This window comes from Streptomyces sp. NPDC020742 (assembly GCF_040641675.1).
Lineage (GTDB): Bacteria > Actinomycetota > Actinomycetes > Streptomycetales > Streptomycetaceae > Streptomyces.
On sequence record NZ_JBFAEA010000001.1, the window covers coordinates 857,213 to 872,149 of the forward strand.

Annotated in this window: 12 protein-coding genes and 2 tRNA genes; 7 read left to right on the forward strand and 7 right to left on the reverse strand. The window is 71.1% G+C overall.

The window, feature by feature from the left end; all coding sequences use genetic code 11:
- Nucleotides 1–101: 101 nt before the first annotated feature.
- Entirely contained in the window at nt 102–1,199 is a 1,098-nt protein-coding gene (locus AB0G84_RS03725; RefSeq protein ID WP_361314907.1) for a PDZ domain-containing protein, read from the forward strand.
- A gap of 32 nt (nt 1,200–1,231) precedes the next feature.
- Here AB0G84_RS03725 and AB0G84_RS03730 read toward each other — a convergent pair whose 3' ends face one another.
- On the reverse strand, nt 1,232–1,786 hold the full coding sequence (locus AB0G84_RS03730) for a PPA1309 family protein (protein WP_361314910.1): 555 nt from the start codon (nt 1,784–1,786) through the stop codon (nt 1,232–1,234).
- 136 nt (nt 1,787–1,922) lie between these two features.
- Between AB0G84_RS03730 and AB0G84_RS03735 the strand changes: the two genes are divergently transcribed.
- From AB0G84_RS03735 to AB0G84_RS03750, 4 genes are all read left to right on the forward strand, one after another.
- Nucleotides 1,923–4,808 (forward strand): UPF0182 family protein, encoded by a 2,886-nt coding sequence (locus tag AB0G84_RS03735; RefSeq protein ID WP_361315142.1) that lies wholly within the window; start codon nt 1,923–1,925, stop codon nt 4,806–4,808.
- 98 nt (nt 4,809–4,906) lie between these two features.
- Nucleotides 4,907–4,980: transfer RNA gene (locus AB0G84_RS03740), tRNA-Met, on the forward strand.
- 222 nt (nt 4,981–5,202) lie between these two features.
- Nucleotides 5,203–7,053 (forward strand): tetratricopeptide repeat protein, encoded by a 1,851-nt coding sequence (locus AB0G84_RS03745; RefSeq protein ID WP_361314912.1) that lies wholly within the window; start codon nt 5,203–5,205, stop codon nt 7,051–7,053.
- A gap of 103 nt (nt 7,054–7,156) precedes the next feature.
- Nucleotides 7,157–7,230: transfer RNA gene (locus tag AB0G84_RS03750), tRNA-Met, on the forward strand.
- Nucleotides 7,231–7,468: 238 nt separating this feature from the next.
- Here AB0G84_RS03750 and AB0G84_RS03755 read toward each other — a convergent pair.
- The gene (locus AB0G84_RS03755; protein WP_361314915.1) at nt 7,469–7,888 is read right to left on the reverse strand and encodes a Fur family transcriptional regulator; all 420 of its coding nucleotides are present in this window, start codon (nt 7,886–7,888) and stop codon (nt 7,469–7,471) included.
- A 160-nt stretch (nt 7,889–8,048) separates the two neighbouring features.
- Between AB0G84_RS03755 and AB0G84_RS03760 the strand changes: the two genes are divergently transcribed.
- The gene (locus AB0G84_RS03760; RefSeq protein ID WP_361314918.1) at nt 8,049–9,512 is read left to right on the forward strand and encodes a catalase; all 1,464 of its coding nucleotides are present in this window, start codon (nt 8,049–8,051) and stop codon (nt 9,510–9,512) included.
- A gap of 114 nt (nt 9,513–9,626) precedes the next feature.
- Here AB0G84_RS03760 and AB0G84_RS03765 read toward each other — a convergent pair whose 3' ends face one another.
- On the reverse strand, nt 9,627–10,028 hold the full coding sequence (locus AB0G84_RS03765) for a CBS domain-containing protein (protein ID WP_361315144.1): 402 nt from the start codon (nt 10,026–10,028) through the stop codon (nt 9,627–9,629).
- A gap of 186 nt (nt 10,029–10,214) precedes the next feature.
- A complete protein-coding gene (hisN, locus tag AB0G84_RS03770; protein ID WP_361314921.1) occupies nt 10,215–11,018 on the reverse strand; it encodes a histidinol-phosphatase in 804 nt (267 codons plus the stop codon).
- 206 nt (nt 11,019–11,224) lie between these two features.
- On the opposite strand from hisN, the gene AB0G84_RS03775 reads away from it, so the two are divergent.
- Complete coding sequence (locus AB0G84_RS03775; protein WP_361314923.1) at nt 11,225–11,956, forward strand: helix-turn-helix domain-containing protein; 732 nt, start codon at nt 11,225–11,227, stop codon at nt 11,954–11,956.
- Between the two features lie 40 nt (nt 11,957–11,996).
- On the opposite strand, the gene AB0G84_RS03780 is transcribed toward AB0G84_RS03775, so the two are convergent.
- From AB0G84_RS03780 to aroA, 3 genes are all read right to left on the reverse strand, one after another.
- Entirely contained in the window at nt 11,997–12,326 is a 330-nt protein-coding gene (locus AB0G84_RS03780) for a multidrug efflux SMR transporter (protein ID WP_361314926.1), read from the reverse strand.
- 149 nt (nt 12,327–12,475) lie between these two features.
- Nucleotides 12,476–13,483 (reverse strand): ribosome small subunit-dependent GTPase A, encoded by a 1,008-nt coding sequence (gene rsgA, locus AB0G84_RS03785; protein ID WP_361314929.1) that lies wholly within the window; start codon nt 13,481–13,483, stop codon nt 12,476–12,478.
- A gap of 14 nt (nt 13,484–13,497) precedes the next feature.
- Nucleotides 13,498–14,871, reverse strand: a complete 1,374-nt coding sequence (gene aroA, locus AB0G84_RS03790; RefSeq protein ID WP_361314932.1) for a 3-phosphoshikimate 1-carboxyvinyltransferase — start codon at nt 14,869–14,871, stop codon at nt 13,498–13,500.
- Between the last annotated feature and the right edge of the window lie 66 nt (nt 14,872–14,937).

Genomic DNA, 14,937 nt, shown 5'->3' on the forward strand with positions numbered 1-14,937 from the left:
CGCCCCGCCCGGCGTTCCGGGGCCGCTGCACGGCCCGTTGACCGGCCCCGTACGGACGGCCCCGCGGGCCGGTTGTCATACCCGTCCCGTACTGTCGTTCCATGCCACGCCGCACCGCGACGCTGCTCGCCTCGATCCTGATGCTGATCGCGCTGCTCTGCGCGGGGGTGCTGATCCCCGTGCCGTACTCCGAGATGTCGCCGGGACCCACGGTCAACACCCTCGGTGAGCACGACGGCGAACCGGTGCTGCAGATCTCCGGCCGCAAGACGTACCCCACGACCGGTCACCTGAACATGACCACGGTCCGGGTCACCGGCCCCGACTACCGGATGAACCTCCTCGAGGCGGTCTACGGCTGGCTCGACCACGACAACGCCGTGGTGCCGCACCGGACGCTCTACCCCGAGGGACAGACCGCCGAGCAGGCCGACCAGGAGAACGCCGAGGAGTTCACCCAGTCCCAGGAGAGCGCCAAGGCCGCGGCCCTGCGGCAGCTGCACATCCCGGTGGCCTCCCAGACCGTGGTGGGGTCCGTCGCCAAGGACAAGCCGGCCGACGGGTTGCTGCACGCCGGCGATGTGATCAAGGCCGTGGACGGCACGCAGGTCAAGCAGGTCGGTGACGTCGCCAAGCTCGTGACCAAGCACAAGCCGGGTGAGAAGGCGGACTTCACGATCATCCCGGCCAAGGACGCGGCCGCGGTGGAGAAGCAGGGCAAGAAGCCCGAAACCGGTACGAAGCAGATCACGGTCCCGACGGAGAAGGCGGACGACGGCCGCGCCATCGTCGGCATCCAGGCCGGGGTGGACCACATCTTCCCGTTCCCCATCGACGTCAAGCTGGCCGATGTGGGCGGCCCGAGCGCCGGGCTGATGTTCTCGCTCGGCATCGTCGACAAGCTCACGCCGGGGAACCTCACCGGCGGCAAGTTCGTGGCCGGCACCGGCACCATCGACGACCAGGGCAAGGTCGGGCCGATCGGCGGCATCTCGATGAAGACGGTCGGTGCGCGCGACAAGGGCGCGGAGTTCTTCCTGACGCCCAAGGACAACTGCGCCGCCGCGGCCAAGGACACCCCGGGCGGACTGCGGCTGGTCAAGGTCAACACCATCGGCGACGCCGTCAACGCGCTGGCGAAGATCCGCAAGGGCGACGTCGCCGGCCTGCCGGGATGCAGCCCGGCAGGCCGGTCGTAGCGGCCGTCGGTAGGTGCGCCGGGCCGGCGCCGTCAGCCCTCGAAGGTCGCGGCGAGCGCGTCGGCCAGGCCGGGGACCAGCGCCGCCCCGGTGAGCACCTCGGCCGTGGAGTCCTTCGCGCGCAGCCGCAGCGCCGATTCCCGGCGGCCGTTGCGCAGCACCGCCACGGTCATCCGGACCTCCTCGCGTTCCGGGTGCCCGGCGACCCACTTGGCGAGCTGCTGCTCGTCCATGCCCGCGGGCTCGGAGTCCTCGGCGGACGGCGGCAGCATCAGCCGCTCCACGGTCAGTGCGCAGCCGGCGACGGCGTCCGGCCAGGCGATGGTGGCGAGGAACTCGTCCAGCGGCACCTCGGCCGGGATCTCGTCCTGTTCCACGGGGGTCAGGGAAGCGGTGGTGGAGTCGTCGATGCCGAGCTGGGCGGCGAGCGAAGGCTCCTGCGCACGCAGTTCGGCGGTGTCGACGAGGGCGAACAGTCGGGCGGGCTGGTCCCAGCCGAGCCCGGCGCTGTACTCGTCGATTTCGAGCACGGCGCGGGTCAGCGGGTCGGCGGCGAGCGGGGTGCCGTCCACGGGGAGGTTGGTCATGCTCAACATCGTGCCTTGTGTCCCCCGGAAATCGGGAACCGAGTAAAGCCTTCGTAAGTTGCCTCAGTGGGTCCTAGTATCGCCGGGCCTGCTCCAGACGACAGCGAACTTCGAGGTGCGCACCTTGGCTTTCCAGATGCCGGACCGCGGCTCAGGCCCGTCAGGGCCACGGATCAGAGTAGGCCGGCCATCGCGGCGGATCAGGACCCTGCTCATGACACTGGGAGTACTGGCCGTACTGGCCATGCTCTTTGTGATGTTTGCCGGGTTCTGGACCGATTGGCTCTGGTATCGCTCGGTCAAGTACTCCTCGGTCTTCACCACCACCCTGTGGACCAAGATCGGTCTGTTCTTCGCCTTCGGCGTCGTGATGGCCGTCACGGTCGGCGTCAACATCTGGCTGGCGCACCGGCTGCGGCCCCCGCTCAGCGCGATGTCCATGGAGCAGCAGAGCCTGGACCGCTACCGGATGAGCATCGCGCCGTTCAAGAAGTGGGCGCTGATCGCGGTCACGGCCGTGGTCGGACTGATCGCCGGCGCCTCGGCGTCCGGTGAGTGGCGCACCTGGCTCCAGTGGGTCAACGGCGTCCCGTTCGGCAAGACCGACCCGCAGTTCGGCCTGGACGTTTCCTTCTACGCCTTCGATCTGCCCTGGTACCGCTTCCTGTTGAGCTTCGGGTTCGCCTGTGCGGTGCTGTGCCTGGTCGCCGCGGCGCTGACGCACTACCTCTACGGCGGTCTGCGGCTGACCAGCCCGGGCTCGCGGGCGACCGCGGCGGCCACCGGCCACCTGTCGGTGCTGCTGGGCCTCTTCGTCTCGCTGAAGGCGGTCGCGTACTGGCTCGACCGGTACGGACTCGCGGTCAAGTCCAGCGGCCTGAAGTCCGCCGACAACTGGACGGGGCTGCGCTACGTCGACGCCAACGCCTACCTCCCGGCGAAGACCATCCTGTTCTTCATCGCGGCGATCTGCGCGGTGCTGTTCTTCGCCACGCTGTGGCGCCGCACCTGGCAGCTGCCGGTGATCGGCTTCGGCCTGATGGTGCTCTCCGCGGTCCTGATCGGCGGCCTGTATCCGGCCATCGTGCAGAAGTTCCAGGTCCAGCCGAACGAGCAGGCCAAGGAAGCGCCGTACATCAGGCAGAACATCAAGGCGACCCGGGACGCGTACGACATCCAGGACTCCGAGGTCACGCCGTACAAGGGCAACTACAAGCCCACCGGCAAGGAGGACGGCCAGCGGCTGCGCGACGACGCCGACACCACGGCCAGCCTGCGGCTGCTCGACCCGAACGTGGTCTCGCCGGCCTTCCAGCAACAGCAGCAGGCCAAGGGCTACTACCAGTTCCCCTCCACCCTCGACGTCGACCGCTACAAGGACCGCGACGGCAACGAGCAGGACACCGTCATCGGCCTGCGCGAGTTGAACATCGCCGGCATCCCCGAGCGCAACTGGATCAACGACCACTTCAAGTACACCCACGGGTACGGCGCGGTGACCGCCAAGGGGACGGAGACCGCCGACGGCGGCGGCCCCCAGTACACCGAGTCCGACCTGCCGACCAAGGGCCAGCTCCCCCCGTACCAGCAGCGGGTGTACTACGGCGAGAAGACCACCCAGTACTCCATCGTCGGCGGCCCGCAGAAGGAGCTGGACTACTCCGACGACAGCGGTGAGAAGGGTTACCGCTACCAGGGCGGCAGCGGCGTGAGCCTGGCCAACCCGGTCAACCGCGCCGCGTACGCGGTGACCTTCGGGGAGCCGCAGATCCTCTACTCCGGCGCGATCGGCGACGGCTCGCGGATCCTGTACAACCGCACGCCCAAGGAGCGCGTGGAGTCCGTCGCCCCCTGGCTGACCATCGACGGCGACGCCTACCCGGCGGTCATCGACGGCCGGATCAAGTGGATCGTGGACGCCTACACCACGAGCAACGGTTACCCGTACGCCTCGCGCACCACCCTCGGCGACACCACGGCCGACTCGCTCACCGACGGGCAGCGGGCGGTGGTGGCCCAGCAGAACCAGGTCAACTACATCCGCAACTCCGTCAAGGCGACGGTCGACGCCTACGACGGCTCGGTCAAGCTCTACCAGTGGGACGACAAGGACCCGGTCCTCAAGACCTGGATGAAGGCCTACCCCGGCACGGTCAAGAACAAGAGCGACATCAGCCCGTCGCTCCGCGAGCACCTGCGCTACCCGCAGGACCTGTTCAAGGTGCAGCGACAGCTGCTGACCACCTACCACGTCACGGACCCGGGCACCTTCTACACCGGCTCCGAGCGCTGGCAGATCCCCAGCGACCCGACGACCAAGTCGGGCAACGCGGTGCCCCCGTACTACCTGAGCATGAAGATGCCCGACCAGAAGGACCGGTCCTTCTCGCTGACGACGACCTTCACGCCCAACAAGCGGGACAACCTCGGTGCGTTCATGGCGGTCGACGCCAATGCGACCAGCAACGACTACGGCAAGATCAGGCTGCTGAAGCTGCCGTCGCAGACACCGGTGCCCGGCCCGCAGCTGGTGCAGTCGAAGTTCAACTCCGACCCGACCATCGCCAACGAGCTCAACGTCCTCAAGAAGTTCGGTGACTCCGAGATCGAGTACGGCAACCTGCTGACCGTGCCCCTGGACGGCGGACTGCTCTACGTCGAACCGGTCTACCTCCGCGGCGCCAACACCAACTACCCACTGCTCAAGAAGGTGTTGGTCAGCTACGGCGACAGCAAGCCGGTCCTGGAGGACTCCCTCAAGGACGCGCTCGACGTGGTCTTCGGCAAGAAGGCGCCCAGCTCCGGTACGGAGAACCCGCCCGGTGGTGACACCGGCAAGCAGCCGCCGGCGAACCAGACGGTGCAGCAGGCCCTGGCCGACGCGGAGAAGGCGTACGAGGAGGGCGAGAAGGCCCTCGGGCGGCGCGACCTGACCGCGTACGACGAGGCCAAGAAGAAGCTGAAGGCGGCGCTGGACCGGGCCGCCACGGCCTCCGAGAAGAGCGGCGGGTCCGGCGGCTGAGCCGTCCCGTGCCCGTGGCCACCGGTGCCGAACCGGTGGCCACGGGCCGCGCCGGTGCGGGTGCCGGTCGCTGCCGTGATACGTTAAGGGCACAACGACGCGGGGTGGAGCAGCTCGGTAGCTCGCTGGGCTCATAACCCAGAGGTCGCAGGTTCAAATCCTGTCCCCGCTACTCACAAGGTCAAGGCCCGGATTCCATGGGATCCGGGCCTTTGCCATGTGTCGCCGTCATACGTTCCGGTGCGATCCCGCGTAAGGCCGGGTCGTACGGCTCCTATGGGGAACCTGTGTGCTTGAGTTTGGGATGTCGTCGTGTCGGGAAGTCGACAAACCGCTGAAGTGACCTCACTGGCTGCGGTATACCAGGTGTACGCGGGTTGCAGGTGATGCGACGATGGGTCTTATGGGGGACAAGGCAAGGTTGTTGGAGACGGACCGGTTTGTGCAGGTGCCCGACGACGGGCGCGATTCCGAGCTGCAGATGGACGCGATGGAGGCCGCCGAGGCCGCTGAGGCGTCCGATGCGGTGACCGAGACCGGCCACCGCCGGGCCGCCGAGGCGGGTGACACCGCCGCGATGAGCGCGCTGGGTGCCATGCTGCTGCGCCGCGGTGACCTCGACGGCGCCGAGCCGCACCTGCGCTCGGCCGCCGCAGCCGGGGACCGCGCCGCGGCCAACAACCTTGGCGTCCTGCTCCACCAGCGGGGCTACGGGGACGAGGCCGCCGGCTGGTGGCGGATCGCCGCCGTCGCCGGATCCGCCGCCGCGGCGCACGCCCTCGGCCGGCACTACCGCGAGCGCGGCGACGAGCCGGCCGCCGAGTACTGGCTGCGCCAGTCCGCCGAATCCGGCCACTGCCTGGGCGCGTACGCCCTCGCCGACCTGCTGGAGCACCGCGGCGACGGCGGCGCGGAGCGCTGGTTCCGTACCGCCGCCGAGCGCGGCCACCGAGAGGCCGCGTACCGGCTGGCCCGGCTCATCGAGGACGGCCGGGGCGCCGACCGCCGGACGGCCACCGCTTACGGCGAGCTCAACCGCCAGGAGGAGGCCGAGCAGTGGTACCGCCAGGCCGCCGCGCGGGGGCACCGCAGGGCCGCGCTCCAGCTGGGCGCGCTCCTGGAGGACCGCGGCGACGTCCAGGAGGCGGGCCGCTGGTACCTCTCCGCCGCCAAGGACGGCGAGCCCAAGGCCGCCTGTGCGCTGGGCTTCCTGCTGCGCGACGCCGGTGACGAGGAGAGCGCCGCGGAGTGGTGGCGGCGCGCCGCCCAGGACGGCGACGGCAACGCCGCCAATGCGCTGGGCGCGCTGCACGCCGACCGCGGCGAGCTGCAGAGCGCCGAGCGCTGGTACCGCGTTGCGCTGGACGCCGGGGACGTCAACGGCGCCTACAACATCGGGCTGCTGTGCGCCCGTCAGGGCCGGGCCGGCCGCGGTGAGCAGTGGTACCGCAGGGCCGCCTACGCCGGGCACCGCGAGGCCGCCAACGCGCTGGCGATCCTGCTGCTGCAGCGCGGCGACGCCTCGGGGGCGGAGCCGTGGTTCTCCAAGGCGGCCGAGGCGGGCAGCGTGGACGCCGCGTTCAACCTCGGCATCCTCTTCGCCGGCCGGGGCGAGGAGCGGATGGCGCACGCCTGGTACGAGCGGGCGGCGCTGGCCGGGCACACCGAGGCGGCGCTGCAGGTCGCCATCGTCCAGCTGCGGGACGGCGAGCTCCAGGACGCCGAGCGGAACCTGCGCTGTGCGGCCGGCGGTGGCAGCGCCGAGGCGGCGTTCCGGCTCGCGGACCTGCTCGACCGCAAGGCGTCGGCGGCGGGGGAGGGGCTCGCGGACAGCGAGCGGCCCGCGGACGACGAGAGCATGCAGTGGTACGAGCGAGCCGCCCGGCAGGGCCACCGCCGCGCCCAGGTCCGGATTGGCATGTTCGCGGCGGCCCGGGGGGAGACGGTGGAGGCCGCGAACTGGTACCGGGCCGCCGCCGAGGCCGGCAGCCGTAACGGTGCCTTCAACCTGGGGCTGCTGTTGGCCCGCGAGGGCAGCCTCCCCGAAGCCGCCCTGTGGTGGCAGCGGGCGGCCGAGGCCGGGCATGGCCGGGCGGCGCTGCGGCTGGCGCTGCTGGCCGCCCGGCGCGGTGCGCTCGCGGAGGCGCAGGGCTGGTGTGCGCGGGCCGTCGAGCTGGGGCCGCCGGAGGTCGCCGAGCGTGCGGCGCGGCTGTGTGCGGCATTGCAGGACGAGCTGAGTGCGTAGGGCGTCTTTCCGGTGGCCCGGGGCGGGTCCGTGGCCCGCGTCCGGGCCACGGGAAGGAATTTGCGCTGGTCGTCGAGCCGGGGGTAAGGTGAGGGCACAACGACGCGGGGTGGAGCAGCTCGGTAGCTCGCTGGGCTCATAACCCAGAGGTCGCAGGTTCAAATCCTGTCCCCGCTACTCACAAGACCAAGGCCCGGATTCCATGGAATCCGGGCCTTCGTCGTATGCGCCGCCGGGCGTGCTGCCCGCCGGTGGGTGGTGGCCCGCGCCGGCGGTGTGCCGTAGGCGGCAGGACGGGTGGCCGGGTCCGGCCAAGGAGCCCGCATGCGCAGGGCGCACGGCGGAGCCCGCGGCCTCAAGAGGGCGCGGGCTCGGGGCGGGCGTGGTCCGGACGGACCCGGTGCGTCGGGCGGGGTCAGGAGGTGGTGCTGCAGGTGGGGCAGATGCCGCGGTAGGTCACGGTGACCTCGGAGACCTTAAAGCCGTAGCGCTCGGGCTCGGGCAGCGCGGAGAGGGGGTCGCCGTGGACGTGCACATCGCGGATCGTGCCGCACTGCGAGCAGACGAGGTGCTGGTGGTCGTGGTGGGCGTTGGGGTCGTAGCGCTTGGCCCGGCCGTCCGTGCTCACCTCGATCACCTCGCCCAGGGAGACCAGCTCGCCCAGGGTGTTGTAGACCGTGGCGCGGGAGATCTCGGGGAGCCGCGCGGAGGCCAGTGCGTGCACCTCGTCGGCGGTGTAGTGGACGTGGTCCCCGTCGAGGACCTCGGCGACGACGCGTCGCTGCGCGGTCAGTCGCCAGCCGCGTCCTCGGAGCCGTTCCAGCAGGTCACTCATGCCAATCACCTATCAGTCAGATAGAGCCAGGGTAGCAGTGGCCGTCCATCACCGGATTGTGTACGGCTTTCGGGTGCATCTTGACTTAGACAATGTCCAATGTAGGATCGGGTTCGGCGCAAGCCAAGGGCAGGTGTAGAAGACTTTTCAGGAGGCGCACGTGTCGGTAGAGAGCACCACCGGACCGCTGACCACCGAATCCGGGGCTCCGGTCGGGGACAACCAGAACAGCGAGACGGCCGGCATCGGCGGCCCCGGCCTCATTCAGGACCAGCTCCTGATCGAGAAGCTCGCGCACTTCAACCGTGAGCGCATCCCGGAGCGCATCGTGCACGCCCGTGGCGCCGGCGCGTACGGCACGTTCACGGTGACCGCGGATGTGAGCAAGTACACCCGCGCCGCCTTCCTCTCCGAGATCGGCAAGCAGACCGAGGTCTTCCTGCGCTTCTCCACCGTCGCGGGCAACCTCGGGGCGGCAGACGCGGTGCGTGACCCGCGCGGTTTCGCCCTGAAGTTCTATACCGAGGAGGGCAATTACGACCTCGTCGGCAACAACACCCCGGTGTTCTTCATCAAGGACGCCATCAAGTTCCCCGACTTCATCCACACCCAGAAGCGCGACCCGTACACCGGCTCCCAGGAGGCGGACAACGTCTGGGACTTCTGGGGTCTGTCGCCCGAGTCCACCCACCAGGTGACCTGGCTCTTCGGTGACCGGGGCATCCCGGCCTCGTACCGCCACCTCAACGGCTACGGCTCGCACACCTTCCAGTGGAACAACGCCGCCGGTGAGGTCTTCTGGGTCAAGTACCACTTCAAGACCGACCAGGGCATCAAGAACCTGACCTCGGAAGAGGCCGAGGCGCTGGCCGGCAAGGACCCCGACAGTCACCAGCGTGACCTGCGCACGTCCATCGAGCGGGGCGAGTTCCCGAGTTGGACGGTGCAGGTGCAGATCATGCCGGCGGCCGAGGCGGCGAACTACCGCTTCAACCCGTTCGACCTGACCAAGGTCTGGCCGCACGAGGACTACCCGCCCATCGAGATCGGCAAGTTGGAGCTCAACCGCAACCCGCAGAACATCTTCGCCGAGGTCGAGCAGTCGATCTTCTCCCCGCACCACTTCGTGCCGGGTATCGGCCCGTCCCCCGACAAGATGCTGCAGGGGCGTCTGTTCGCGTACGGCGACGCGCACCGCTACCGCGTCGGCATCAACGCCGACCACCTGCCGGTGAACCGTCCGCACGCCACCGAGGCACGTACCCACGGCCGGGACGGTGTGCTCTACGACGGCCGTCACGCGGGCCAGAAGAACTACGAGCCCAACAGCTTCGGCGGCCCCGCCCAGACGGGCCGTCCGCTGTGGGAGCCGGCGTCGGTGACCGGTGCCACGGGCGAGCACGCCGCGCCCTCGCACGCCGAGGACGACGACTTCGTCCAGGCCGGCAACCTCTACCGCCTGATGTCGGAGGACGAGAAGGAGCGCCTGATCAACAACCTGGCGGGCTTCATCTCCCAGGTCTCCCGTGACGACATCGCCCAGCGGGCGATCGAGAACTTCCGCAAGGCGGACGCGGACTACGGCAAGCGGCTGGAAGCTGCGGTCCAGGCCCTGCGCGGCTGACACCAGGGCCGTTTGCCGTACGAGCCGAAGAGGCCGGATGCCAGTGGGCTCCGGCCTCTTCGTGCGCCCGTTCGCCGTTCCCCGTCCGCCGTCCGTCGGCGGCCCGGACTCGGCTCAGGCCGGTACCGCGCCCACCCGGACGTCGGCCGCCGACCAGCAGCGGATGATGTCCCGTACCGAGACGATGCCGACCGGTTCCCGGTCGTTGAGCACGATCAGATGGCGGAAGCCGCCGCGCACCATCGCGCCCGCGGCGTCGTCCAGGGTCCAGTCCGGTGCGGCGAAGACCACGTCGGGGGTGGTGTGGGTCTGTGCGGTCTCCCGGTCGGGGTTCTCACCGGCGCCGAGCGAATTGAGGATGTCGCGCTCGGTGAGGATGCCGATGCCGCTGGTGTCGTTGTCGAGGACCACGGCCGAGCCGATGCGGCGGGCCGCCATCAGCTGTGCCGCCTGGCGGAGGGTGTGGGTGGGGCCGATGGTGAGGACCACCGTGCTCATGGCGTCCTTGACGTACATGGGCATGGAGTGGAGCCACCTCCTTGGTGAAGGTCCTTGCGAAGGGATTCACAAGTTCACAAAGTGGGGGATTCTCATGTTCACATGCCTCTGCCGCCGCAACAAGGGGGAGTTGGTGGACGTGCATCCGAGCGCCCGCCGTCGCGCCCCTCGCGCGCGGGGCGTCCGCCCGCGCGCAGCGGGGGGTCAGTGCTTGGTGTCGCCGAGGTAGCCGAGCAGGTCCTCGTGCAGCAGTCCGTTGGACGCCGCGGCGTTCCCGCTGTGCGGGCCGGGCTTGCCGTCCAGGCCGGTGAACCGGCCGCCGGCCTCGTTGACGACCACCGCGCAGGCGGCCATGTCCCACAGGGACAGCTCCGGCTCCGCACAGATGTCCACCGCGCCCTCGGCGACCAGCATGTACGGCCAGAAGTCACCGTAGGCCCGGGTGCGCCAGCAGTCCCGGCTCAGGTCGAGGAAGCCGGGCAGCTTGCCGCGCTCCTCCCAGCCGGTCAGCGAGGAGTAGGCGAACGAGGCGTCCTGGACCCGGCCGACCCGGGACACCTGCAGCCGGCTCGCGGAGGTCAGGCTGCGGCCGGTGAAGGCCCCCAGGCCCTCCGCGGCCCACCAGCGGCGGTTGAGCGCCGGCGCCGAGACGATGCCGACCACCGGCCGGTCGCCGCCCTCGCCGCGCTCCATCAGCGCGATCAGCGTCGCCCAGACCGGCACCCCGCGGACGTAGTTCTTGGTGCCGTCGATGGGGTCGATGATCCAGCGGCGCGGACCCGCACCCTCGCTGCCGAACTCCTCGCCGAGCACCGCGTCCCGGGGTCGGGCCCGCTGGAGCTGGCTGCGGATCAGCTCCTCGGCGGCCTTGTCCGCCTCGCTCACCGGAGTCATGTCCGGTTTGGTCTCGACCTTCAGGTCGAGGGCCTTGAAGCGCTCCATGGTGGCGGCGTCCGCGGCGTCGGCCAGCACATGGCCGAGGCGAAGATCATCGTGATAGTCGGGCATGTGCGAACAGTATCCATTGGCATACGCGGGAGCCACACGGCTCTGCTGAGCCCGGCGTGTGTCGCCCACCGGGCAGGTGAGCGAGCGCCCGGCGGCGCCCCGGCCACCGCGCGGGGCACCGCCCCTGCGGCGACCCTTGACAGTGTCTGATGGCACGTCAATTCTGTGCGCACGCCGGCCACCCGGGTCGGCCGGGGAGGCGAGGAATGCCCGCAGCGCGCGAGTCCCTGCTGGACGCCGCCTATACGGCGCTGACGACCCGGGCCTGGGCGGCCGTCCGGATGGTCGATGTCGCGGCGGCGGCCGGTGTCTCCCGGCAGACCCTCTACAACGAGTTCGGCAGCAAGGAGGGGCTGGCCCGCGCACTGGTGCGCAGGGAGACCGACCACTACCTCGCCGGGGCCGCCAGGGCGCTGGCCCGGGGTGGCGCACCGGGGGCCGGGACACGGGGCGATGCAACCGCCAGGCTGACCGCCGCGGCCTCCTGGACACTGCGCACCGCACGGACGAACCCCCTGGTCAGGGCGGCGCTGACCGGCTGCTGGAGCGACCGGCTGCCGGCCCCGGGAGCGGCGTTGGAGGGGCCGGCGGCGGCCCGCCGCATCCGGTCCGGCGTGCCCACGCAGCGCACCGCGCCGCCCGCCGAGCGGCCGCTGCCGGACCCTGCCGAACTCGTCGGCAGGCTTCGCGACGAGGCCGTCGCTGCGCTGGGGCCCGGCTGGCCCGCCGAGGAGCTGCCCGCCCTGGGCGCGGCCTGCGAGAGCGCGGTCCGGCTGACGCTGTCCTGTGTGCTCGCCCCGGCGGCCGCGGGTGCCGCACCGGGACGGGTGGCGGCGCGGCGCACCGGCCGGGAGGCGGAGGTGGAGGCGGTGTCCCGGCTCGTCCGGGGCGCGTTCGCGGGACTGCCGGACGGCGCGCAGCGGCTCGGTCGGGGCTGAGGGAGCGTCGGCGGCAGACGGTGGGGCGAGGGTGCGGGGCTCAGTGACCGGAGCCCGACAGCTGCAGTCCGACCACGCCCACGATGACCAGGGTGATGGAGACGATCTTCAGGGTGGAGACCACGTCGCCGAGGAAGACCATGCCGTAGACGGCCGTGCCCGCCGCGCCGAGGCCGGTCCAGACCGCGTACGCCGGGCCGACGTCGAGCCGGCGCAGCGCCAGGGTCAGCAGGCCGAAGCTGGCGAGGGCGAAGGCGGCGAAGGCGATCGTCGGGAAGAGGCGGGTGAGGCCGTGCGAGAGCTTCAGGCAGACCGCGAAGCCGGTTTCGAGCAGACCGGCCACCACGACCAGCACCCACGCCCACGCCATACCCGTTGCCTCCGTCAGCTGGAGGAGTGACGACAGGACGTCATCTCACTCGTCTGGAGCCCCGTCCGGGCGATCCGGGCCTGGTGACCAGTTCGCCGGTCCTGGTGTGATTATGCATTTACCTCGTGTGAGCGGCAGCAAACGTCGCGTCAGTCGCCCTCGCGTCGTTCCCTGGTGGCCAGCAGACGCCGCAGCGAGTACAGCCGGGCCGGGTCGGCGTGCCCGTCGGCGACCCAGGCGTCCAGGGCGCAGTCCGGTTCGTCGTGGCTGCACGCCCGCGGGCAGTCGGCGGTGCCCGACCCCAGGTCGGGGAAGGCGTGGATGACCCGGGACGGGTCGATGTGCGCCAGGCCGAAGGAGCGGACGCCCGGGGTGTCGATGACCCAGCCGGAGTCGCCGGGCAGCGGTAGCGCCAGCGCGGAGGTGGTGGTGTGCCGGCCGCGCCCGGTGACCGCGTTGACGTGTCCGGTGGCCCGGCGGCGCTCCGGGACCAGCGCGTTGACCAGCGTCGTCTTGCCGACGCCGGAGTGCCCGACGAACGCCGTCATCCGGCCCTTGAGCGCCTCGCGCACCCGGTCGGCGGCGGCGCCGTCGGTGAGCTCGTCGCGGTTGGTGACGATGGCGGGCACGCCGAGGGTGCCGTAGGACTCCAACAGCGCGTCCGCGGAGGCCAGATCGGACTTGGTCAGTACCAGGAGGGGGTCCAGGCCCGCGTCGTAGGCGGCGACCAGGCAGCGGTCGATCAGCCGGGGGCGGGGCTCGGGGTCGGCGAGCGCGGTGACGATCGCGAGCTGGTCGGCGTTGGCGACCACCACCCGCTCGTACGGGTCGTCGTCGTCGGCCGTACGGCGCAGCGTCGAGGTGCGCGGCTCGACCCGGACGATCCGGGCGAGGGTGTCCTTGGCGCCGCTGAGATCGCCGACGACGGCGACCCGGTCGCCGACCACCGCACTCTTGCGGCCCAGTTCGCGGGCCTTCATCGCGGTGACCGTGCGGTCCTCGATCAGGCAGGTCAGCCGGCCGCGGTCAACGGTCAGGACCAGGCCCTCGGCGGCGTCCTCGTGCTTGGGGCGGATGTTCGTACGGGGGCGGTTGCCCTTGCGGTTGGGCCGGACGCGGACGTCGTCCTCATCGGGGTTCTTGCCGTAGCGGCGCATGGCGGCCGGGTTCCTCAGGCTCTCCGGGCGGGGACGGCGGACGGACCGAGCATGTCCGTCCACAGCGCCGGGAAGTCGGGCAGGGTCTTGGCCGTCGTGGCGACGTTCTCCACCTCCACGCCCTCGACCGCGAGGCCGATGACCGCCGCGGCGGTGGCCAGCCGGTGGTCGTCGTAGGTGTGGAAGGTCCCGCCGTGCAGGGGGCGGGGGCGGATGTGCAGGCCGTCCTGGGTCTCGGTGACGTCGCCGCCGAGCTCGTTGATCTCCTTGGTGAGCGCGGCCAGCCGGTCGGTCTCGTGCAGTCGCAGGTGTGCCACCCCGCGCAGGGTGGAGGGGGAGTCGGCCAGCGCGGCGACCGCGGCGATGCCCGGGGTCAGCTCGCCCACCTCGCTCAGGTCGACGTCGATGCCGTGGATCCGGCCGCTGCCGGTGAAGGTCAGGCCCTGGTCGGTCAGCTCGCAGGAGCCGCCCATGGTGGTGAAGATCTCCCGCAGGGCGTCACCGGGCTGGGTGGTGTGCTCGGGCCAGTCCGGGATGGTGACCCGGCCGCCGGTGACCAGCGCGGCGGCCAGGAACGGCTGGGCGTTGGACAGGTCCGGCTCCACGACCAGGTCGCGGCCGAGCAGGGCGCCGGGGGTGACCCGCCAGACGTTCGGCTCGCCGCCCGCCTCCGGCGTGTCCACCTGGGCGCCGACGCTGCGCAGCATGTCGACGGTCATCCGGATGTGCGGCATCGATGGCAGCGCGGCGCCGGTGTGCCGGACCTCGACGCCCTGGTTGAAGCGTGGCGCGGACAGCAGCAGGGCGCTGACGAACTGGGAGGACGAGGACGCGTCGATCTCGACCGGGCCGCCCTCCAGGGCACCGGCGCCGAAGACCGTCAGCGGCAGCGCGCCGCGGTTGTCGTCGTCGATCCGGGCACCGAGGGCGCGCAGCGCGTCGATGACGCCGCCGAGCGGGCGCTCGTAGGAGCGCGGGTCGCCGTCGAAGCGGACCGGGCCGTCGGCGAGGGCCGCGACCGGCGGCAGGAAGCGCATGACCGTGCCGGCGTTGCCGACGTCGACGGTGGCCGGGCCGTGCAGCCCCGCCGGGATGATCCGCCAGGCCTCACCGCCGCCGGGCTGCTCCACCGCGTCGGCGGAGCCGGCGGAGCTGGAGGAGGCCGTCTCCTCGATGCCGACGCCCAGGGCGCGCAGCGCCTCGGCCATCAGCAGGGTGTCGCGGGAGCGCAGCGGGCGGCGCAGCCAGCCCGGCTCGGAGGAGAGGGCCGCCAGTACCAGTCCGCGGTTGGTGACCGATTTGGAGCCGGGCACGGTGACGGTTGCATCGATGGCCCCGGGCGCGACGGGGGCGGGCCACAGGGCGGGGTGTGCGGGGCTCTCGGTCATGCCCTTACTTTAATGGCTGGGCAAGGGTGCCGATCTTGATCAAAAGTGGCGCAACCCCTCCGAAAC